Source organism: Nonomuraea sp. NPDC059023, from assembly GCF_042740095.1.
Lineage (GTDB): Bacteria > Actinomycetota > Actinomycetes > Streptosporangiales > Streptosporangiaceae > Nonomuraea.
This window is the reverse complement of sequence record NZ_JBHYIO010000019.1, coordinates 143,220-164,234: the sequence shown is the minus strand read 5'-3', so window position 1 is coordinate 164,234 and position 21,015 is coordinate 143,220. Positions and strand designations below refer to the sequence as shown.

General features: G+C 69.9%; 21 protein-coding genes. 13 read left to right on the top strand and 8 right to left on the bottom strand.

Annotated elements, in window-relative coordinates; all coding sequences use genetic code 11:
• Positions 1-8 precede the first annotated feature (8 nt).
• The 5 genes from ACFWYW_RS30400 to ACFWYW_RS30380 all read left to right on the top strand — a co-directional run bounded on the left by ACFWYW_RS30400 (position 9) and on the right by ACFWYW_RS30380 (position 5,113).
• On the top strand, positions 9-1,319 hold the full coding sequence (locus ACFWYW_RS30400) for a purine-cytosine permease family protein (RefSeq protein WP_379619035.1): 1,311 nt from the start codon (positions 9-11) through the stop codon (positions 1,317-1,319).
• Positions 1,320-1,339: 20 nt separating this feature from the next.
• A complete protein-coding gene (locus ACFWYW_RS30395; protein ID WP_379619037.1) occupies positions 1,340-2,857 on the top strand; it encodes a hydantoinase/oxoprolinase N-terminal domain-containing protein in 1,518 nt (505 codons plus the stop codon).
• Entirely contained in the window at positions 2,850-3,911 is a 1,062-nt protein-coding gene (locus tag ACFWYW_RS30390) for a DUF917 domain-containing protein (RefSeq protein WP_379619039.1), read from the top strand. The genes ACFWYW_RS30395 and ACFWYW_RS30390 overlap by 8 nt, the downstream gene beginning before the upstream one ends.
• An 81-nt stretch (positions 3,912-3,992) precedes the next feature.
• Positions 3,993-4,784 carry an ArsR/SmtB family transcription factor gene (locus ACFWYW_RS30385; RefSeq protein WP_379619041.1) on the top strand — a complete coding sequence of 264 codons (792 nt, stop codon included), beginning with the start codon at positions 3,993-3,995 and terminating at the stop codon, positions 4,782-4,784.
• Between the two features lie 116 nt (positions 4,785-4,900).
• Positions 4,901-5,113 carry a CsbD family protein gene (locus ACFWYW_RS30380; RefSeq protein WP_379619043.1) on the top strand — a complete coding sequence of 71 codons (213 nt, stop codon included), beginning with the start codon at positions 4,901-4,903 and terminating at the stop codon, positions 5,111-5,113.
• Between the two features lie 53 nt (positions 5,114-5,166).
• Here the strand turns inward: ACFWYW_RS30380 and ACFWYW_RS30375 are convergent, their stop codons facing one another.
• The 3 genes from ACFWYW_RS30375 to ACFWYW_RS30365 form a co-directional block, all read right to left on the bottom strand.
• Positions 5,167-5,589: a PPOX class F420-dependent oxidoreductase gene (locus ACFWYW_RS30375; RefSeq protein WP_379619045.1), complete on the bottom strand. Its 423-nt coding sequence runs from the start codon at positions 5,587-5,589 to the stop codon at positions 5,167-5,169.
• Positions 5,570-6,112 (bottom strand): pyridoxamine 5'-phosphate oxidase family protein, encoded by a 543-nt coding sequence (locus tag ACFWYW_RS30370; protein WP_379619047.1) that lies wholly within the window; start codon positions 6,110-6,112, stop codon positions 5,570-5,572. Before ACFWYW_RS30370 ends, ACFWYW_RS30375 begins: the two co-directional genes overlap by 20 nt.
• Before the next feature lie 80 nt (positions 6,113-6,192).
• Entirely contained in the window at positions 6,193-6,765 is a 573-nt protein-coding gene (locus tag ACFWYW_RS30365) for a TetR/AcrR family transcriptional regulator (protein ID WP_379619049.1), read from the bottom strand.
• A 95-nt stretch (positions 6,766-6,860) separates the two neighbouring features.
• Between ACFWYW_RS30365 and ACFWYW_RS30360 the strand changes: the two genes are divergently transcribed.
• The 5 genes from ACFWYW_RS30360 (at position 6,861) to ACFWYW_RS30340 (ending at position 12,855) form a co-directional block, all read left to right on the top strand.
• Positions 6,861-7,238 (top strand): DUF4267 domain-containing protein, encoded by a 378-nt coding sequence (locus tag ACFWYW_RS30360; protein ID WP_379619051.1) that lies wholly within the window; start codon positions 6,861-6,863, stop codon positions 7,236-7,238.
• Between the two features lie 159 nt (positions 7,239-7,397).
• On the top strand, positions 7,398-8,111 hold the full coding sequence (locus ACFWYW_RS30355) for an alpha/beta fold hydrolase (protein WP_379619053.1): 714 nt from the start codon (positions 7,398-7,400) through the stop codon (positions 8,109-8,111).
• A gap of 28 nt (positions 8,112-8,139) precedes the next feature.
• Positions 8,140-9,054, top strand: coding sequence for an endonuclease/exonuclease/phosphatase family protein (locus ACFWYW_RS30350; protein WP_379619056.1), 915 nt, complete (start codon positions 8,140-8,142; stop codon positions 9,052-9,054).
• 71 nt (positions 9,055-9,125) lie between these two features.
• A complete protein-coding gene (locus tag ACFWYW_RS30345; protein WP_379619058.1) occupies positions 9,126-11,915 on the top strand; it encodes a tetratricopeptide repeat protein in 2,790 nt (929 codons plus the stop codon).
• 121 nt (positions 11,916-12,036) lie between these two features.
• Positions 12,037-12,855, top strand: coding sequence for a S1 family peptidase (locus tag ACFWYW_RS30340; RefSeq protein WP_379619060.1), 819 nt, complete (start codon positions 12,037-12,039; stop codon positions 12,853-12,855).
• Positions 12,856-12,859: 4 nt separating this feature from the next.
• Here the strand turns inward: ACFWYW_RS30340 and ACFWYW_RS30335 are convergent, their stop codons facing one another.
• On the bottom strand, positions 12,860-13,747 hold the full coding sequence (locus ACFWYW_RS30335) for an SDR family oxidoreductase (RefSeq protein ID WP_379619062.1): 888 nt from the start codon (positions 13,745-13,747) through the stop codon (positions 12,860-12,862).
• Positions 13,748-13,832: 85 nt separating this feature from the next.
• Here ACFWYW_RS30335 and ACFWYW_RS30330 point away from each other — a divergent pair, with 85 nt between their 5' ends.
• Genes ACFWYW_RS30330 through ACFWYW_RS30320 form a run of 3 tightly spaced genes read left to right on the top strand, consistent with a single transcriptional unit; the run spans position 13,833 to position 15,575 of the window.
• Positions 13,833-14,606 (top strand): TetR/AcrR family transcriptional regulator, encoded by a 774-nt coding sequence (locus tag ACFWYW_RS30330; RefSeq protein ID WP_379619064.1) that lies wholly within the window; start codon positions 13,833-13,835, stop codon positions 14,604-14,606.
• 49 nt (positions 14,607-14,655) lie between these two features.
• Positions 14,656-15,024 (top strand): hypothetical protein, encoded by a 369-nt coding sequence (locus ACFWYW_RS30325; RefSeq protein WP_379619066.1) that lies wholly within the window; start codon positions 14,656-14,658, stop codon positions 15,022-15,024.
• An 11-nt stretch (positions 15,025-15,035) separates the two neighbouring features.
• On the top strand, positions 15,036-15,575 hold the full coding sequence (locus tag ACFWYW_RS30320) for an NBR1-Ig-like domain-containing protein (protein ID WP_379619068.1): 540 nt from the start codon (positions 15,036-15,038) through the stop codon (positions 15,573-15,575).
• Between the two features lie 42 nt (positions 15,576-15,617).
• On the opposite strand, the gene ACFWYW_RS30315 is transcribed toward ACFWYW_RS30320, so the two are convergent.
• The 4 genes from ACFWYW_RS30315 to ACFWYW_RS30300 form a co-directional block, all read right to left on the bottom strand.
• A complete protein-coding gene (locus tag ACFWYW_RS30315) occupies positions 15,618-17,468 on the bottom strand; it encodes a peptidase inhibitor family I36 protein (RefSeq protein WP_379619070.1) in 1,851 nt (616 codons plus the stop codon).
• A 101-nt stretch (positions 17,469-17,569) separates the two neighbouring features.
• Positions 17,570-18,361: a peptidoglycan-binding protein gene (locus ACFWYW_RS30310; protein ID WP_379619072.1), complete on the bottom strand. Its 792-nt coding sequence runs from the start codon at positions 18,359-18,361 to the stop codon at positions 17,570-17,572.
• Positions 18,362-18,590: 229 nt separating this feature from the next.
• On the bottom strand, positions 18,591-19,505 hold the full coding sequence (locus ACFWYW_RS30305) for a hypothetical protein (RefSeq protein ID WP_379619074.1): 915 nt from the start codon (positions 19,503-19,505) through the stop codon (positions 18,591-18,593).
• Positions 19,506-19,564: 59 nt separating this feature from the next.
• Positions 19,565-21,007 (bottom strand): FAD-binding oxidoreductase, encoded by a 1,443-nt coding sequence (locus ACFWYW_RS30300; RefSeq protein WP_379619076.1) that lies wholly within the window; start codon positions 21,005-21,007, stop codon positions 19,565-19,567.
• Between the last annotated feature and the right edge of the window lie 8 nt (positions 21,008-21,015).

Sequence of the window (21,015 nt, the reverse complement as noted above, 5' to 3'; positions counted from 1 at the left end):
CAAGATCGATGATCGACGAGGATTATCCCCTCGAGCGAGTGCCCAAGCGCGCCCGCTACTCCTGGTTCAACGTCGCGGTACAGCGGTTCGGGCAACTGTCGGACCTGACGCAGTTCCTGCTCGGCGCCACCCTCGGCGCCGGCCTGTCCTTCTGGGACGCGTTCTGGGCGTTCACGCTCGGTTCCGTGATCCTTGAGGTCGTCTGCATCTTCGTCGGCATCGCCGGCATGCGCGAGGGCATGTCCACCTCGCTGCTGGCCCGCTGGACCGGGTTCGGCCGGTACGGGTCCACGATCATCGGCGTGATCATCACGTTGAGCCTGTTCGGCTGGTTCGGGGTGCAGACGGGCGTGTTCGCCGCCGGCCTGCACGCGATCATGCCGTGGCTGCCGTTCTGGCTCTGGGCGCTGGTCGCGGGGCTCGGGGTGACGCTGCTGGTGATCAAGGGGTTCAGGGCGATGGGGATGACGGCGTTCATCACCGTGCCCGCGTTCCTCGGCCTGGCGGGCTGGGCGATCTGGGTGGAGCTGTCACGGCACGACCTCGGGACGCTGGTGGCGTCGACGCCCTTCGGCGAGCCCATGACGATCGCGACCGGCGCCACCATCGTCGCCGGCTCCTACATCGTCGGCGCGGTCACCACACCCGACATGACCAGGTTCAACCGCAGCACTGGTGACGTGGTCAAGCAGACGCTCGTCGGCATCTCCCTGGGCGAGTACGTCCTGGGCCTGGCCGGCGTGCTGCTGGCGTACGCGGTCAAGTCCTCGGACGTGATCGCGATCATCACCGCGTCGTCCGGCGTGATCGGGGTCATCGTGCTGATCTCCGCCACCGTGAAGATCAACAACTGGAACCTGTACTCCGCCGTGCTCGGCCTGCTCAACGCGGTCGAGTCGACCATCGGGCTGAAGCTGAACCGGGTCGCGGTCACCGTCGGCGTCGGCGTGGTGGGCAGCCTGCTGGCGGCGGCCGGGATCTTGGAACGTTTCACCGACTTCCTGCTGATCCTCGGCGTCGTCACCCCGCCGATCGCCGGGATCATGGTGGCCGAGTACTTCGTCGTCAGACGCTGGCGGCCCGTCCTGGACGCCTCCCGCGAGCAGGGCACGCTGCCGGAGACGGAGCCCACCTGGGTTCCGGCCACGCTGGTCATCTGGGTGGTGTCCGCGCTGACCGGCTGGCTCAGCGAGCACTACCAGTGGCCCGGCATCCCGGCACTCACCTCGCTGATCCTGGCCGGGGTGCTCTACATCGTCGCGGGAAAGCTCGGCCTCGTACGCGGCAGCCGCGAGCAGCAACTCGTCCCCACCCCATAGACCAGAAAGTTCCCCTCCTCATGCGCATCGGCATCGACGTCGGCGGCACCAACACCGACGCAGCCCTCATCGACGACGACGGCCGGGTCCTGGCCACCGTCAAGTCGCCCACCACGCAGGATGTCACCGGCGGCGTCGCCGCGGCGCTGGCCGGGCTCGGTGCCACCGAGGTGTCCGCCGTGATGATCGGCACCACCCACTTCGTCAACGCGCTGGTCGAGGCGGCCCGGCTGGAGCCGGTCGCCGCCGTCCGGCTCGGCCTGCCCGCCACCGCCGCGTTGCCGCCGCTGGTCGACTGGCCGGAACGGCTGCGCGAGGTCGTCGAAGGCGCGACGTACCTGTGCCACGGCGGCCACGAGTACGACGGCACCCCCATCTCCGAACTCGACCCCGGCGAGCTGAGGAAGGTGGCCGCCGACATCCGCCGCCGCGGGCTGCGGTCGGTCGCGATCTCCTCGGTGTTCTCGCCGGTCAGCGCCGGCTCCGAGGTCAGGGCCGCCGAGATCCTGGCCGCCGAACTCGGCCCCGGCGTCCACCTGTCGGTCTCCAGCGAGATCGGCCGCGTCGGGCTGCTGGCCAGGGAGAACGCCACCATCGTCAACGCCGCGCTGAGCCGGCTGGCCGTACGCACCGTCGAGGCGTTCGGGCAGGCGCTGCGGGTGGCGGGCATCGACGCGCCCCTGTTCCTGTCGCAGAACGACGGCACGCTGATGGACGTCGGGCACGCGCGCAGGTATCCGGTGCTCACGTTCGCCTCCGGGCCGACCAACTCCATGCGCGGCGCGGCGTACCTGTCCGGTCTGAGCGACTGCGCGGTGGTCGACATCGGCGGGACCACCACCGACGTCGGCATCCTGGCCGGGGGATTCCCCCGCGAGGCCGCGGGGGAGGCGCTGGTCGCCGAGGTACGGACCAACTTCCGCATCCCCGACGTGCTGTCCATCGGCATCGGTGGCGGTTCGGTCATCGCCGCAGACGGTACGGCGGGGCCGCGCAGCGTCGGCTACCGGCTCACCGAGCAGGCGCTGGTGTTCGGCGGATCCACGCTGACCGCCACCGACCTGGCCGTGGCCGCCGGCCGGGCGGCGATCGGGGACCCGGGACTCGTGTCGGAGGTGTCCTGCGCGGGACCGCTCAAGGACATCGAGGCGCGGGTGGCCGAAGCCGTCGACCGGATGCGTACCTCGCCCGCCCCGCTGCCCGTCGTCCTGGTGGGCGGCGGCAGCATCCTCATCGACACCCTGCCCGGCTTCGCCGACGTGCGGCGACCCGACCACTTCGAGGTGGCCAACGCCGTCGGCGCCGCCATCGCCCAGGTGGGCGGGGAGGTGGATCGGGTGTTCTCCGGGCCGCGCGAGGCCGTACTGGCGGAAGCCAAGGACGAGGCCACCGCCCGCGCGGAGCGGGCGGGCGCGCGCACGGGCAGCGTGCGGATCGTGGACGTGGAGGAACTCCCGCTCGCCTACCTGCCCGGCGACGCCACCCGCGTCCGCGTGAAAGCCGTCGGTGACCTGGACCTGGAGAAGATCAATGCGTGAGATCACCGTGGACATGCTCGACGACCTGGCCAGGGGAGCCGGCATTCTCGGCACAGGGGGCGGCGGCGATCCGTACGTGGGCAAGCTGTTCGCCCGCGAGGCGATCCGCAGGCACGGGCCGGTGCCCCTGTACTCGATCGACGAGGTGCCCGCCGACGCCACCGTCGTGCCCATCTCCACCATGGGCGCGCCGACGGTGATGCTGGAGAAGCTGCCCGCGGGGACCGAGGAACTGGCCGTCCTGCGCGCCCTGGAGGCCGTGATCGGCCGGCCCGCCACGCACATCGTGCCCATCGAGGTCGGCGGGATGAACTCGATGACCCCCATCGCCGCGGCGGCTCAGGCGGGACTGCCCCTGGTCGACGGCGACGCCATGGGCCGCGCCTTCCCCGAGGCGCAGATGGTCCTGCCCACGCTCATCGGAGTGAGCAACACGCCTATGGCGCTGGCCGATGACAAGGGCAACACCCTCGTGCTGGAGGCGGTCTCCAACCACTGGGCGGAGAAGATCGCCAGGGCGGCGTGCGTACGGATGGGGTGTCAGCTCTCCTCCGCCGACACCGTGCTGCGCGGGTCGCAGTTGCGCGACGGTCTCGTGCCCGCCACGCTGACGCTGGCCGAGGATCTGGGCCGTGCCGTACGGCTGGCGCGCGAGGCGCACACCTCGCCGGTCGGGGCCGCACTGGAGGTACTGGGCGGGACGGAGCTGTTCGCGGGCAAGGTCGTCGACGTCGAGCGCCGCACCACCGGGGGGTTCGCCCGCGGCGCGGCGCGCCTGGAGTCGTCGTACGGCGTGCTGGAGCTCAGCTTCCAGAACGAGCATCTGCTGGCCCGTCGCGACGGCACGACCGTGGCCACCACCCCCGACCTGATCTGCGTCCTGGACACCGAGTCCGGCGAACCGGTCACGACCGAGGCCCTGCGCTACGGCCTGCGCGTCACCGTCATCGGCGCGCCCTGCGACCCGCGCTGGCGCACGCCCGAGGGGCTGGAGCTGGCCGGGCCTCGTTACTTCGGCTACGACTGCGACTACGAGCCGCTGGTGATCGGCTGATGGCACGCCTTGACAGGCAGCCAGATGGCTGCCTAACTTAAAGGCAGCTAAGCGGCTGCATATCGACGAGGCGAGGGCGGCATGGACGAGGTGTTCAAGGCGCTGGCCGACCCGAGCCGGCGCGCGCTGCTCGACTCGCTCAACGCCCGCAACGGGCAGACGCTACGCGAGCTGTGCGCCGGGCTCGACATGGCCAGACAGTCCGTCAGCAAGCACCTGGCGGTGCTGGAGGAGGCCGGGCTCGTCGCCACCGTACGGCGGGGCAGGGAAAAGCTGCACTACCTCAACGCCGCGCCCGTGCACGAGATCGCCCACCGGTGGATCAGCCGCTACGACCAGCCCAGGGTCCAAGCCCTGGCGGACCTGAAACTCGCCCTGGAGGAGACCCCGATGGACGCGCCGACCTTCGTCTACACCACCTACATCCGCACCACCCCGCAGAAGCTCTGGCAGGCGCTGACCGAGCCGGCCTTCACCCGCCGCTACTGGGCCACGGAGTTCATCACGGACTGGTCCGCCGGCTCGCCGATGACCTGGGACAACCACGGCGTGCTCATCAGCGACCCGGAGCAGGTCGTGCTGGCCGCCGAACCCTACAGCCGGCTCTCCTACACCTGGCACGCCGTCACCCCGGAGCTCGCCAAGCGCTTCGGCTGGGACGAGGACGTGCTCGCCCGGCTGTCCGGCGAGGCCCGCTCGAAGGTCACCTTCACGATCGAGGAGAACGGGCCGGTCGTGAAGCTCACCGTCGTGCACGACGGCTTCGAGCCCGGATCGAGCCTGGCCGAGATGGTCAGCCACGGCTGGCCGAACGTGATCGCGAGCCTGAAGACGCTGCTGGAGACCGGCGAACCGCTGCCGGACGACGCGTGAGAGGTCCACGTCGAATCAGGGGTACGGCGCCTCGACCGGCGGGTCCGCGCCGGGTTTGCGTCCCGATCCTGCGGTCAGGGGAGAGGTACGAGACGACGAGACCGAGGGGGACCGACATGGGTCTGGACGACAAGATCGGCAACAAGGCCGAGGAACTCGGCGGCAAGGTCAAGGAAGGTCTCGGCCGCGCGACCGACGACGAGCGCCTTGAGGCCGAGGGGCGGGCCGAGCAGAGCAAGAGCAAGCTCAAGCAGGCCGGCGAGAAGGTCAAGGACGCGGCCAAGAACGTCAAGGACGCGATCACCCCCGACTCGAAGGACCGGCACTAGGCACGCGAACACGCCGAAGGCGGCATCGCCGTCTCCGGCGTGTTCCCAAGCTTTCAGCCGAGGCCGGATCGGGCGATGACGTTGGTGATGCTGATGCGAACCGCGGTGAAACCTTCCTGCACGAAGGATTCGGCCACGCCCTCCGCGGGCTGATCGGGGTAGTAGCGGCCGGCGATACCCATCGCCACGCGTTTGATCTGCTCTGGTTCGGCGGAGGTTCGTGCCTGCCCTTCGATGGACACGAAGCTGTACGGTTGCCGATCGTCGCTGACGCAGACCGCGACGCGCCGGTCACGCGCCAGACTTTTCCCTTTGACGCTCCCGGGGGAAAGGGCGAAGGCGAGCTCGTCGCCGTCGAGGACGAAGCAGACCGGGGTGACGTGGGGCCGCCCGTCGGCGCGGGTGAGGGCTACGTGGGCGAGCCTTGTGCCCGCTGTGACGAACGATCGCCATTCGTCATCGGTCATCGTTGTCATGGGTGTGCTTCCTTTCGTGGCGCCAGCGGGTGGCGCTGAACCCGTTCTCCTTGCCGAAGGCGAACACCCGCTCCGGCTCCATCGCGTAGACGTGCCGGGGATCGCTGAGGGCGGTGTCGGCCGGATCGTAGAACTCGCCCTCTCTGACGAACGGATGCCACCACGGATACTTGGGCGGAAACAGCTCCGCGACCTCTCGCAGCCGGGCCGCGTCCCGCACGCGACGGGCGGTGCCTTCGAGAACCACGTCGACATCAGGACCGGGCACCGTGATCGCGCAGCCGCTGTTCCGCACGAGGTTGTGGGCCTTGCGGGACTGCCGGAAGGTGACGAAACAGACCGTTCCCTCAAGCCATACGGCCAGCACCGGCACCACGTGTGGCCGCCCGTCCGGGTCGGTGGTGGCGAGCAGGTAGTCGCCCGCTCCGGCCACCAGTGTGCGTACGTCCGCCCAGCTGAGCGCGGTCAGGGGTGTGCCGCGAGGGCTGGACAGCTGCTCGGGGGCCGGCTCCAACGTCGTCATACCCATGACGCTAGGTGAGCCGTCGCATCACGAAAAGCGATGGTTTCCGATCAAGGCAATCGCCATGGGCGATGGCATGGTTAGCTGCCGGCGATCTGGGTGACGAGGAGGTCGAGCCGCTCCGCTTGGCCGTCCGGGGGGATGCGGCCGCTCTCCGCCAGGGCGGCCATGCCGTGCAAGGCGCTCCAGACGACCTCGGCGAACAGCTCCCGTCGCGGGTTGTCCGGGCGGAAGCAGTTCACGAACTCCTCGAAACCGGCGCGAAGCGCGGGCGGCGTCTCGGCGTGCCCGAACTTCACGTCGGTCGGCAGGACGAACATGGCCTGGTAGAGGGCGGGCTGCTCGCTCGCGAACCCCAGGTAGGCGCGGCAGACGGCATGCAGTGCCCGGGGCGGCTCGGGGGCGGCCAGCCGGGCATGGCGCAGGCGGTCCGCGAGCTCACCGAAGCCTTCGAGGGCAACGGCGCGCAGGATGGCGTCCTTCCCGTTGAAGTGGCTGTAGAGGACGGGCTGGCTGTACTCGACACGATCGGCCAGCCGTCGTGTGGTTACCGCTTCCCACCCTTCGGCCTCGGCCAGTTCGCGGGCGGTCGTGATGATCAGCTGGTGGCGTTGGGCGCGTTCACGTTCGCGGCGCTTGCTGATGGCGGACATGGCGCCATCCTAGCAACGCTAGACATCGTGTCCACGATATGAATACAGTCGCTACCATATCTAGCGCCGCTAGGAACGGATTGAGGGGACATCTCATGCTCAGCACCATCGCCACCGTGCTCGCCGGACTGATCGGCGCGAGCGTCATCTTGATGGGCGCCCGCTTCTTCTGGGCGCCGCAGGCCGCGGCCGGCTTCGGCATCCCCGGCACGCCGACCGAGGATCGCACCTTCCAAGCCTGGCTGTCCGTCAAGGCCGTGCGCGACATCGGTGCAGGCCTCTTGATCCTCGTCGTGCTGATCGGCGGGACGACTCACCTGCTGGGCTGGATCATGCTGGCCGCCGGCTTCATGCCCGCCGGCGACGCGGTGATCGTGCTGCGCAGCGACGGCCCCAAGGCAACCGCCTACGGCGTCCACGGCGCCACCGCGGCGGTGATGCTGGTGATCGGCGCACTCCTGCTCATCGCCTAACCACCCCCGCCAGCAGGGAAGCGACCTCGGCGACACCCGCCGGCTCGACGACAGGAACAGGACGAGCGCGAGCGCCGGCCATGCTGATCGCTTCTGGCGATTGAGTTGATCGGAAAGCATCGCTTTTCGTGATGGCCCCTGAGGCCTAGCGTTGCCGGTATGACAAGCACGTTCGTGTTGATTCATGGCGGGGGAGATGTCGGGTGGTCCTGGCATCTGGTCGAGGCCGAGCTACGAGCGCGGGGGCACGATGTGCTGGCTCCCGACCTTCCGGGCGATGACGAGTCGAAGACCCTGGCCGACTACGCCGACTTCGTGATCGAGGCGGTCGGTGACCGGCGGAACCTGGTCGTCGTGGGTCACTCCTTCGGCGCGTTCACCGCCCCTCTGGTCGCCGATCGGTTGCCCGTGGACGCGCTGGTCCTGCTGGCCGGCATGATCCCGTCGCCGGGTGAGTCGCCGGACGACTGGTGGGCCGGCACCGGCTACCAGGGCGCGGTGGAGGAGCAGGCGAAGCTCGACGGTGGGCTGACCGGCAACGCGGATCCGTACGTGAGCTTCTACCACGACGTACCGCGGGAGCTGGCGCGGGAGGCGCTGGGCAAGGAGCGCGCGCACCCGTCGAGCACCGCGTCGGCCGCTCCGTGGCCGTTGGCCGCGTGGCCGGACGTGCCGACGAGGTTCGTGCTCTGCACTGAGGACCGCTTCTTCCCGCCCGGCTTCATGCGCCGGCTGGCCGCCGACCGCCTGGGCATCGTTCCCGACGAGATCGCGGGTGGCCACTGCGTCGCACTCAGCCGCCCCAAGCAGGTGGCGGACCTGCTGGTGGGGTACGCGACCTTGAATCCCCGGCAGGCCGATCTCGATCCGTGACATGGTGGTGGATCACTACGGAGAAGGGATGATCGTGCGAAAGCTGTCCTGGGCTCTGGTCGCCGCCATCTTGTTAACGTCGCTGGCCGGGGTTCCGGCGCAGGCCGCGGTCTCCTATCGGGTCTGGCACTGGAACGTGGCCGGCAACACCATGCACAAGGGATCCACCACCGACGGGCTCATCCCCGCGGCCGTCTCCTCCATCACCGGCAGCGGGGCGGTGTTCGCCTCGGTCAACGAGCTGTGCCAGCAGCAGTTCGACGCCCTCATCCAGCGGTTGCGTACCGCGGGCTGGCCTGCGGATCCGGCGAACTTCGCCCGGTTCGAGGCGACGATCCCCGGCCGGGCGGGCGGGCCGTGTCAGGGAAAGGCCTACGGCATCGGACTGTTCAGCAAGAAGCCGCTCGGCGCGGCCGACCGGATCACCCTGCCCGATGACGGCAACGAGCCGCGCAAGCTGCTCTGCGCGCCGCTGCGTGCGCAGCCGCGCCTGCGCTTCTGTACGACGCACTCCACCTTCGTCGACGCCTTCCGCCTTCCCCAGCTCACCGCGATCTTCGAGCGGATGGACGCCTACCGGGCAGCCGGCGACCAGGTCGTCGTCGCGGGCGACTTCAACGCGGCCCCCGACTTCGCGCGGATGAACCGCTTCTACTCCTCCCAGGTGAACACCCCGAACAACAACGGCAACACCGGCCATTTCCGCGAGGTGGACGACGCCGACGCCGCCGCCTGCCCCGGTTATGGGGAGAGCACGCTCCAGGCGGCCGACGGCGGCGGCCCGTGCCGTACCGGAACGAAGATTGACATGATCTTCACGCACGACAGCGAGTACGTGGCCGCTTCGTCCTCGGGCGACGCGCGGCCGTCACCCACATGTGGGACGAAAGTATGCTCCGACCACCGGATCCTCACGGGAATCGTCACCTTGCGCGCGCTTTAGGAAGGCGCTGTCGCGCGGGCCGGAAACGGGTAGCGTCCTGCGGAGGACGCCCAGCGCGATGGAGGCCGCCGATGACCGAGGTTCCAGCGCCGCGTGGCGAACGGTCGGTCGAGCTCCACAGCGACAACTACGGGATCATCTCGACCGGCGACCACGCGAACATCACGCAACTGGTGACGCGGATCGAGGCGGTGCGCCCGGTCGAGGGCGTCACGGTGCCGCCGGGGCTGGGGAACGTGCCCGCCGTACCGCGCACGTTCGTCGGGCGCGCGGAGGACCTGGAGGTCCTGCACGCGACGCTGATCGAGGACAGGCCGGTGGTGGTGCGGGCGCTGCACGGGATGGGCGGCGTCGGAAAGTCGACGTTCGCGGCACGGTACGCGCGGCAGTACCGCGACCACTACCAGATGGTCTGGTGGATCGTGTCCGACACCGAGGAGACGGTGTCGGCGGGTCTGGCCGATCTGGCGGTCGCGCTCCAGCCGGAGCTCGGCGGACTGCCGGCGCAGGCGCTCACGCTCCGGGCGAAGGCCTGGCTGGCCTGCCATTCCGGCTGGTTGTTGATCTGCGACAACGCTCCGGGCCCCGGCGTGCTCGGCGATCTCGCCGCGGTCGCCGGCGACGGACGGATGATCATTACGAGCCGGCTGGCGCATGGCTGGCACGCTCTCGGCGCCGACACCGTTCACCTGGATGTTCTGGGCGAGGCGGCCTCGCTCGAACTGCTCCTGTCCTTCGCCCCGCCGGGTCAGGCCGGCGACTGGCCGGGCGCGGCGGGCCTCGTCGCCCATCTCGGCGGGCTTCCGCTGGCGATCGAGCAGGCGGGCGCCTATCTCCAGGAGACCGGTCTCACTCCCGAGGCGTACCTGCGGCTCCTGGGCGAGCAGCCGGCCCGCCTCCACGACAGCACGGCCGAAGGCTCCGCAGGGCGCGCGACGATCGCCCAGGTCTGGAAGACGACCCTCGACACGATCGGCTTACGCTCCCCGCTGCCCGGCGACCTTCTCGCGATCCTGGCGTGGCTCGGCCCGGAACCCGTCCCGCGGACCGTCTTCCGGGCCCTGACCGAGCCCAAACCGGTCTACCGGCGGCGGCGTCCGTGGGAACGCCGCGACCGCGACGGCTGGACCACGACCCGGGCGCTGTGCGACCCCCTCGACGTCGAGGAGGCGCTCGGCCGCCTCGACGCCTACAACATGGTCAGCCTGACCTCCGAGTACGTGACCGTGCACCGGCTGGTCCAGGACGTCACCCGGACGGCCGAGGGAGAGGCGCCCGGCATCGCCAGGGACCGGGCGGCGATTCTGCTCGAACTCGCCTTCCCCGCGGACCCGAGTCCCCCGGAGGCCCGGACGGAGGTCCGCGCGCTGCTCCCGCACATCACCACGCTGGTGTCCAGAACGCCGAAGGAGGCCGAGGGCCTGGCGTTGCCCTTTCTCCTGTGGCACACGTCCGTGTTCCTCGGCGAGCAGGGCGACGTCCTGCGGGCCGTGGCCCTCCTGGACCGTGCGCTGGAGTCGGCGCGGCGGCTCTACGGCGCCGTCCATCCGGTCACGCTGTACGTCCGTGACGCGCTCGGCGTGGCCTGCCAGGACGCGGGGGAGCTGGGCGACGCCATCGCGCTGCTCGAGTCGAACCTCGCCGACCGCAAGGCCAGGCACGGCCGTAACGACCCGCTCACGTTCGAGAGCCGCCGCCACCTCGCGTACGCCTACCAGGCGGCAGGCGACCACGCCCAGGCCATGGTCCTGTTCGAGCGGCTCCTGGCCGACCGGGAACGGCTGCTCGGACCGCACGACCCGCTCACGCTCCAGAGCCGCCACGACCTGGCCAACGCTCACTACCGCGCGGGCGACCAGGCGACGTCGATCCCTCTGTTCGAGCGGGCTCTCGCGGCGTGCGAAGAGGTACTCGGCCCGGCGCACGGCAACACCCTGTCGGTCCGCAACAACCTCGCGCTCGCCTGCTCGCGCGACGGCGACGAGGAACGGGCGGCCGCGCTGCTGCGAAGGAACCTGGAGGAGCGGGAGCGGGAGCACGGCACCGACCACCCGGACACCCTCCTCGCCCGCTTCAACCTGGCGGACGTCCTCGCGCGGATCGGGGACGAGGACGGCGCGCTGACCATGCTGGAAGCCGTCGTGGAGGACAGTGAAAGGGTCCTCGACGACCTGCACCCTGACCTGCTCGCCAACCGCGAGGCGCTCGCGGACGCCTACCTGAGTGCCAGGGACTACGCGAAGGCCGTCCCGTTGCTGGAGAAACTGCTGGAGGACCGGGAACGCGCGCTGGGCCCCGACCACCCGAGCACGCTGGACGTCCGGGGCGACCTCGCCGGAGCCTACTCGCTGAGTGGCGGGCTCGACCGCGCCCTGCGGATGTTCGAGGAGGTCCTGGCCGCCAGGGAGCGGGTGCAGGGTGACGGCCACCGCAGGACCCTGGACGCGCGCCGCGACCTGGCGCTCGCCTTCGAGCAGGCGAGGCAGCCCTATCGCGCCATCCCCCACTTCAAGCGTGTCCTCGCGGACTGTTCCCGGCTGTTCGGCCGCGACCATCCGGAAACGCTGGACGCTCGCCAGGATCTCGCGAGCGCGTATCAATCCGTCGATGACCTGAAACGCGCCGTTCCGCTGTACGAGGAGGCCGTTGAGGGCTTCGCCGGGCTTCTCGGCGAGGACGATCCGAAGACCTTCGGAGCCCGGCGCGACCTGGGGTTCGCCTACGAGCAGATCGGAGATCACGAACGTGCGCTCCGGCAGTTCGAGATGGCGCTCCCCGGCCACGAACTGGTTCTGGGGCCGGACCACATCCTGACCCAGGCGGTCCGTGACTCCCTGCGCTTCCTCGCCGAGGAGGACTAGAAGGGCGCCTGGCCGGTGGGGCCATCCCTACCGCAGGTTGGCCTGCTGGCATGATCACTCACAAAAAGCCGGACATATAGCTTCATAGTCGTCATAAACGACCAATGAAAGGGCTTTGTCCTTGTCTGGCACCACCTCGTTCCGCCGCACCGTCTCCCGCTCCGCCGTCGTCGCGCTGGCCGGCGCGGCCTGCCTCGCGGCCACCACCGGGAGCGCCGGAGCGATCATCAACGGCTCCAAGCCCACCGAGTCCTACCCCTTCATGGCGACCATCCCGACCACGGCCCCGCTCATGGGCCTGACGGACGGCACCTGCGGCGCGGCCCTCATCGACCCGCAGTGGGTCGTGACCGCCGCGCACTGCCTCGACATGGAGATCGGCTCGATCCCGGCCGGGACGGTACGCATCGGCAGCGACGAGCGCACGTCCGGTGGCACCGTCCGCAAGATCGCACAGGCGTTCCTGCACCCCGGCTACGCCCAGAACGCCCCGAACAAGAACGACATCGCGCTGGTACGCCTGGACCGGCCGGTCGGCGTCCAGCCCATCAAGATCGCCAAGCAGGCGGGCAAGCCCGGCACGCCGACCCGGATCATGGGCTTCGGCATCACCGAGTTCAGCACCAACCCCGCCGAATGGAAGATGTCCGGCAAGCTCCGCCAGCTCGACACCCGCCGCGGCGCCGTCTCCGAGTGCGGCACCGGCTACGCCGGCGGCACCCGCCTGTGCACGGTCAGCCGGAAGCCCAAGGCCATGGCCTGCAACGGCGATTCGGGCGGCCCCCAGATCCAGCGCGGCCGCGGCGGACGCTGGGAGCTGATCGGCGTCACCTCCGGCCCCGGCGCCAAGAGCCCCTCCTGCGAGCAGGGCCCCGGCCTCTACACCAACGTGCCCGCCTACGCCGACTGGATCAGCAAGACCATGAACGCCACCCGGTAGCCCGTCAAGCGCTCTTTCCGGCGCGCTCGCGGAAGTCGGCGGCATGGTCGTGGGCCCACTGCGCGAAGGTCCGAGGCGGCCGGCCGGTGACGACCTCGGCCGTGGGCAGCGGGCCGAACTGCGCCGGATCGAAATCCGCTACCTCGGCCGGGTCGGCCGGGTTTCCGGCGTAGTCGGTGAAGCCCAGCAGGAAGTCCGCGGCCTCCGCGGCGAACCCGCCCTGCGCGAGGTACACCTTCCGTGCCTCGGCCGGGCTGAGCTCCTCGAAGCGGATCTCCTCGCCGATCGCCGCCGCGATGGCGCGCACCTGGTCGCGAAGGTTGATCAGTTCCGGCCCGTTGACGTCGTAGACCTTGCCGGTGTGACCGTCTTCCAGCAGGGCCGCGAGCGCCACGTCGGCGATGTCCTGCTCGTGCACGGGAAACCAGCCGGCATCGGGATGGGCGTCGCGCACCACGCGCTCCGCCCGGATCGACGGGCCCCACAGGGACAGCTTGTTCGCCGCGAACTCGCCCGGCCGTACGTGCGTCCACTCCAGGCCCGACTCCTCGACCGCCCGCTCCACGGGCAGGTGGAACGTCGTGTCGTAACCGCCGGTCACCGCGCCTGACGACAACACCACCACGCGCCGCACCCCCGCTCGCGCCGCCAGCGCGACCACCTCTCGTGCCGTGGTGGGTTCGGGGAAGAGGTACATCCGGTCGACGCCGGCCATGGCCGGTTGCACCGTGCGCGGTCGGGTGAGGTCGCCCGCCACGACCTCGGTGCCGTCGGGCAGGTGGGCCCTGGCCGGATCCCGCGTCAGGGCGCGCACCTCCACGCCCGCGTCGACCAGCCCCTTCGTCACCAGCCGCCCTACGTTGCCGGTCGCGCCGGTCACCAGTACTCGCATCCTCTGAGCCCTTCTCGAATTTCCGTACCGCCTACGGATAAACAATACCGTAACGTGTACGGAAAATGGGACGCGAGGAGATGTGATGGAACGCAGCGGCGGCGGCGATCCCGGCGCGACACTGCGGCTGCTGTGGCGTGGCGCCGCCGTGGGCGGTGACCGGCCCGCCCGGGGGCGGCCACCGAAGATCACGCTCGACCAGATCGTCACAGCGGCCGTCACCGTGGCCGACCGCGACCAGCTTGAGGCCACGACCATGGACAAGGTCGCCGCCGAACTGGGCGCCGGCACGATGTCGCTGTACACGCATGTCCCCGGCAAGGCTGAGCTGATCGACCTGATGGTGGACGCCACGTGGTGCGAGCTGGCGCTGCCGTACGGGACGGATTCCCGGCCGGAGGGCTGGCGAGCGCAGGTGGAGCTGTACGCTCACCGGGCCTCGGCGCTGCACGGGCGCCATCCCTGGCTCCGCGAGATCTCGACCGTGCGCCCGCCCTTGGGCCCCGGCCTGCTGGCCCGGCAGGAATACCTGCTGTCCGCGCTGTCGGGCACCGGCCTCGACGCCGTTCAGGCGACGGCCGCGACCGACGCGATCGTGACCTTCGTGGACGCCGCGGCCGGCGCGCAGGCGGAACACGCGCACGCCGAGCGGGTCAGCGGCCAGTCCGACCCCGACTGGTGGGCGGCGCGGCAGGCGTTCTGGACGGAGATCTTCGACGTCGGCCGCTATCCCGCCATCGCGCGCGCCTGGACGGAGGGCGGTCTGAGCCGCAGCGCCGCCGAGGCCTCCACGATGGCGTTCGACCTCGGGCTGCGCAGCCTGCTGGACGGGATCGAAGCGCGGGTGGCATCAGGGTAGGACCCGGATTGGGTTGAGTGAGGACCGCGGGTGCTGTTAGCTTCACACGGTGGACGACAGGCGTGCACGTGCGGAGGCGATCGAGGACTTCGCGGCGTCCCTGCGGGAACTGCGCAACTCTGTCGGCAACCCACCTTTTCGGGAAATGTCCGGCCGCTCGGGGGCGATCTCCCACACGACGTTGCATGAAGCTGTCAAGGGCAACCGGCTCCCGAGCTGGGAGACCACTGTCGAGTTCGTCAAGGCGTGCGGCGCGGACCCCGCCGCGTACCGCGCGTATTGGGAAAGGGCGAACCTGGCGGTCAGATCCGTGAGCGCCGTGGAGCCCCGCGCGGACACCTCGGCGGGCCCCGTCACCGAGCCGCAGGAGCCCTGGCCGGCGGTCTCCGTGCGGGGGAGCGCCGGGCGCTTCCGCTGACCCGCCCGGCCGTGATCGCGGCAGCGGGCGCCGTCGTGCTGGGGGCGGTGGTCCTCGTGGTGGTCGTGGTCGACCGCGACTCCACCCCCGCCGATCCCGGCCCGAACCCGCCGGCCGCCGGCGCGTCGATCGCGCTGTCCTCGACCGGCTGCCCGGTGCGGTCGAGCAACCCGCCGCCCGCCTCGCCGTTGTACAAGGGCGATGCGGCCGTGTTCGTCGCGGACGTCACGCTCCCCGACTGCATGCACGTCGGCACCGGCGAGACCCTGACCAAGGTGTGGCGGCTCAAGAACGCCGGGAGTGTGCGGTGGAAGGGCTATTCACTGCGGCGCCTCGAACCCGCCCAGCAAGCCGATCAATGCCGGACCGTCGCCGACGTGCCGATCAAGGACACGCAACCCGGTGAGATGGTCGAGATCCAGACCGACATCACCACGCCGATGAAGCCGGGGCTGTGCTACGCGCGGTTCAAGATGGTGGACGCTTCCGGCACGGTCGTGTTCCCCGGAAGCCGCCCGGTCACCTTCCAGATCATCGTCAACAAACGGTAGTTCCCCGCCGCAAGGGACACGGCGGGGAACCGGGAGGGGGACTCAGGAGCCGATGGCGATCCCGGTGTAGTAGCTCCGGAGGATCCTGGCGTAGTTCCAGCCCGCCTTGGCCTTGTCGCGCGAGCCCCTCTGCGACATCCAGTCCCCGGTGACCCAGTTGCCGCACGCCGTCGTCGTCGAGCAGTACTGGGCCTTGAAGATCTTCCCGCCGCGGGTCAGCCGGATGCCCCAGGTCGCGTCCACCGCGGCGCTCGTCGCCGCCTTCGCGGAACCGGGCTTGTACACCTGGCTCGACGTGTGGTCATAGACGTCGAAGCACTGGCCGCCCGGGGTCTTGCGGTTCGAGCGCATCGCCCAGTACCAGCCGAAGTTCTTCACGGCCAGCGCCCCGGCCCGCAGCGACTCCCTGGGCCAGCTCGACACCCACTCGTTGGGCAGGACGTTCTTGACGTACGTCTTGAAGTCCACCCGTTCCACGCGATTGATGGACTTGCGGTACACGAGGATCGTCGTGGGCAGCCTGGTGTCCGTGCCGTCGGACTTGCACCCGGTGACCGGCGGCGTGGACGTCAGGAACCGGTGTGAGGCGTTCTGGTTCTTGAGGGTGGGGTTCAGGTTGCCTCTGGCGCCTGCGGCGAAGTCCTGGAATTTGCCGGTGTGGCCGCTGTTGAAGAAGACGCGGACGGTTTTGGCGCTGCGGTTCCAGACGGAGGCGGCGGAGTTCTTGATGCATTTGCCCTTGCCGTTGCCCGGTCCCTTGAAGTCGTAACAGGAGGGTTGTTTGGTGGCGTAGTCGCCGACCGATCCGGTGAAGTCGGAGACCGATCCCTGGTTGTTGCTGTTGAAGTAGTAGCAGAATTCGCCGGCTTCGCAGACGCCGTTGCGGTTCGCGGCCGAGGCGGGGGCCGAGGTGGCGGCGAGCATGGTCCCGCCGAGCGCCATCGCGGAGAGCAGCCGTACGGTTCGGGTGAGCACAGTCGTCATCCTCACTACTTGACGGTGTAGCCCTGGGAGTTCCAGAACGGGCCGGGGGGGCGGGTTCTCGAGCTTCCAGTCCCTGACGCTCTTGGCCGCCCGCAGGTGGCGTCCGGGGCGCATCTCGACGTGGGTGTGCGCGGACGACTTCTTCGACACCCCGTGCCAGGACTCCGTGCCGAGGAGCTGGCCTCGCCTGACCTGCTGGCCCGCGCGCAAGGAGTTCAGCGGATCGGTGTGCAGGTAGATCACCGTCTTGTTCACCGAGGCCATGTAGATGGAGATGGTGGAGAGTTTCGACCGGCCGCTGCCGCGGCCCCCCTCCGCGACGTAGATGATCTGACCGGCCACCAAGGAGCGGACGTTCGCGCCCAGGCCCCGGACGATGTCGATGCCCTCGTGCCGGCCGGGGGTGTTCTTGTAGCCGTCAAAGCCGGTGGAGATCTGGCCTCTGGCCGCGTACAGGGAGAACGACAGGATGGCGCGGGGCGTCGAAGACGACGGGCCGATCAGGTGTGAGGCGTTCTGGTTCTTGAGGGTGGGGTTCAGGTTGCCTCTGGCGCCTGCGGCGAAGTCCTGGAATTTGCCGGTGTGGCCGCTGTTGAAGAAGACGCGGACGGTTTTGGCGCTGCGGTTCCAGACGGAGGCGGCGGAGTTCTTGATGCATTTGCCCTTGCCGGCGCCGGGTCCCTTGAAGTCGAAGCAGGAGGGTTGTTTGGTGGCGTAGTCGCCGACCGATCCGGTGAAGTCGGAGACCGATCCCTGGTTGTTGCTGTTGAAGTAGTAGCAGAATTCGCCGGCTTCGCAGACGCCGTTGCGGTTCGCGGCCGCCGCGGGGGCCGCGGTGGTGGCGAGTACCGTTCCGCCGAGCGCCATCGCCGCGGTCGCCGCGGCGAGGAACCTGGTGAGCGTTGTCATGCTGTTCTCCTTCTGTCCGTGGTGTCGGGGTTGCTGTGCTTCGGCGGAGTCACCGGCGCTGGTACTCCTCCCAGGTGCGGATGGTCACCTTCGGGCCGTCGTCAGGACCACGGCCGGCGAGGCCGTTCAGACCGAGGTAGTAATCGCCGACCTGGCCCTGGGCCTGGGGGGAGAGCGGTGTCACTGATGGCCACGGCGTGGATGTGCCACGGCCAGTCATCCTGCTGGGGACTGCGCACCCACGCGGCGAAACCCACCAGACGCAGCCCGCGCAGGACCGCGGTCCGGGTGGCGGCGTTCATCCCTTTCACGGAAATGTCCACGACGCCCCCGCCGTCGTGGGTGCCCGCGGACGTGGGGTCACCGCCGGGGTTGTACGAACCCTGATCCAGCTTGAGGTCGCGCCCGAGCAACCGCTTGGCCTCGGTCAGCATCTTTCGCGTACGGGTGTTGACCACGAAACCGCCGGAGGACACCCGGGGGCCGGGGTCGACGATGCGGGTGACCTTGAAGCGGCCGGCGCCGAGGCTGGTGAGCGACGTCTTGCCAGGAAGGCCGTTGGCGTCGAGACCGCTGAGGCCGAGAGACTTCTGGTAGTTGGCGTAGGCGGTCACCGTCGTGGTGCCGAAGTACCCGTCAACCCACTTCGTGTCGAGGAGACGCCGGTCGCGCAGCGCCCGCTCGACGAGGAGCACACTGGCCTTGGCGCCCGGGGTCAACGTGTTGTCAGCCCGCCGCGGGTCGATCTGGGCCGCCTTGACGGTGGCTTCCATGTTCAGAGCGGGAAGAGCCCCGGCGTCGGCCGCGTGTGCCGGCGGCGTCCCGGGCGCTCCGGTCAGGGGAGCGAGCAGGACGGCCGTTGTAAGGCCGGCGGCGGATGCGGGCAGCTTCATCGATACTCCTGGTCAGCGCTGGGGCGATTCTCTGTGCGGCGAGAATCAAGCTCCCGGATCGCTGGGCTGTCCGGTAGGAGTTCGGTGTTGTCAGCCTGTACGGCAGGCCTGCCCGTACGGGCTGTCTGACAGGTGATCCGCGTCGAAAAGCCCGCAAGGCGGGCAGCAGGTACGGCGGGCAGGATCGGTGAGCCGTGCCGGGGCTCACCGGATCCACGCCGCCCAAGGGCTACTGCTCTCCGGTCTCGCCCTCCTCCAGCGCGTACCCGCAAGCCTTGACCTCGCCGGTCTCGGGGTCGGAGAAGTCCGGGTCGAACTCGATCAGGCCGAGCGTGGTGCCCTCGACGGAACGACGGAAGGTCTCCTGCTTGCCGCAGTCGTAGAGCACGTAGGCGCCCTCCTTCTCGCCCAGGAGCAGGAACCTCTCGTCCGGGTTGTCCTTGTGCAGCGGCTTGCCGTCGCCGTCGCCCACGGTGGCCCACTGGTTCTGGAAGCCGACGGTCTGCAGCAGGGCGTTGCCGTTGCCGTTGGCGGCGATGTCGACGGCGCCCTGGACCATCTGGGCGACCAGCATCAGGCCCAGCCCGATGCCGAGCAGCGCACCGGTGAGCACCTTCATGCCGGCCCTGCCGGTGTTGTGCCGGCGCATCAGGCGAAACGGCACCAGGAGCCCGAGGACGGCGACAAGGAGAACGGCCACCAGGAGAGTGCCGCCGGACAGCTCCCACAGCGTGCCGAAGTAGGCGTAGTAGGCGACGAGCGAGATGAGGACGCCCGCCGCGGCCGCGATCCACGGCTGTTCGCGGAGCCTGTGCAGCAGCCGGCCGACCGATCTGCGGGTGGCCAGGTTGAGCAGCCAGCCCAGCGCGACGAGCAACCCCACTCCGGGCAGGGCCACGAGGAAGAGCTGGATCAGGGTGCCGATGAGCCGGCCGAAGATCGTCGCCTGGTCCAGGCCCGCCTGCTCGGGGGTGATGCCGAACACCATGTAGACCTGGGCCAGCCCCAGATACAGCATGGCGTACATGCCCACGGCGATCGGCACGGCGACCGACCCGATCTTCTCGAAGACCTCGAGCACGCTGCCCTTGGCCGATTCCTGCTCCGGGAGTGGCTGTTCTGGTGGGAGAGACTGAAACGTCATGACAGCAGAGAGTGGACGGCGTGCGTCGACACCTGGTTGACGGAAGATAACCGCCGGGGTTATGCCGGTCTGATGTTGTGGTTGACGCGGAACAGGTTGCGCGGGTCGTGGATCCGCTTGAGCCGTGTCAGCCGCTTGTAATCAGCCGGAGTGTAGGCCGCGCGTACCTGCTCGGGGGCGAGGTCGGCGCCGCTCATGAAGTTGGCCGCCATGCCTCCGGTGAGGTGCGGCTTGAAGCCGTCCATCAGCTGCTGTTGCAGCTTGCGCACCGCTCCGGCCTGGTCCGCCGGCGCCGGGTTCGCGATGAAGAGCAGGGCGGCGGCGTCCCGGTGTCCCACCGCGTTGGGCACCGCGGCCGGACGGGCGAGCGCGCCGCCGAGCTGCCGGAGCTCGATCAGCCCGAAGGGCAGCTTGGCGTCCGGGCCCGCCAGGGTCAGCAGCTTCTCCACGGCGGCGGCGTCCAGCTTTCTGAGCAGCCCGGTGCGCTCGAAGACCGGCAGCGGCGCCACGGGCGGATCATTGGAGATTGTCCAGATTTTCCCGTACGGCAGCGTGCCCATGGTGTTGAGCTCCGGCCCGGCGGCCAGCATCGGGGCGAGCAGCCGTCTGGCCTCCTGGGCCCGTCCGAGGTGGGCGGCGGTCAGGCGGACCGCGACCCGGTCCTGAAGGGGCGGGGGCACGGTGGGCGCCTTGGGCAGGCGCATGAACGCCAGCGTGGTCGTCATCTCCTCGGGCAGCCTGGCCGCCCAGGCGGGGTAGGCGCGGACCACCCGCCGGGCCGCCTCTCCGAAGAAGAAGAGCGCGCCGCCGTACAGGGTGGCCGCCTTGACCAGGTCGATCTCCATGCCGGTGACGACCCCGAAGTTGCTCTTGCCACCTCGGACCGCCCAGAACAGGTCCGCGTGCCTGCCCGGTGACAGGCGAAGCGGGCGGCCGTCCGGGGTGACCAGGTCGATGGCCCGCACGTGGTCGGCGGCGTAGCCGTACTTGCGGCCGAGGGGGCCGAGACCGCCGCCCAGCGTGTAGCCCACGGCGCCCACGTCGAGCGAGGAGCCGTTGATCGTCGCCAGGCCGTGGGCGGCGGCGGCCTCGACGAGCGTCCGCATCCTGGTGCCGGCGGCGACCTTGGCGACGCGCCTGGCCGGGTTGATCTTCACCGAGCTCAGCCGCCGGGTGTTGATCAGAATCCCGCCGTCGGCGGCGGCGCTGATGCCGTGTCCGGTGGCCTGCACGGCGACGGGCAGCCCGAGAACGCCGGCCAGGCGTACGGCGGCGCGGACGTCGCCGGCGTCGGCGGGTACCACGACCGCCTGGGGGGCGTGCCGGACGACGCTGTTGTATCCGGCGTGCTCCGCCGCGAAGCCGGGGTCGCGGGGGAACAGCACGGTGCCCTTCACCGCTGATGTGAGCCTGGTCGCGAGGCGGTCGCCGGGATCGTGGGTCGCCGCCGCCGTGCCCCCGATGGCGAGCGCGCCCTTGATGATGGTTCGTCTGCTCAACATGGTTTCCC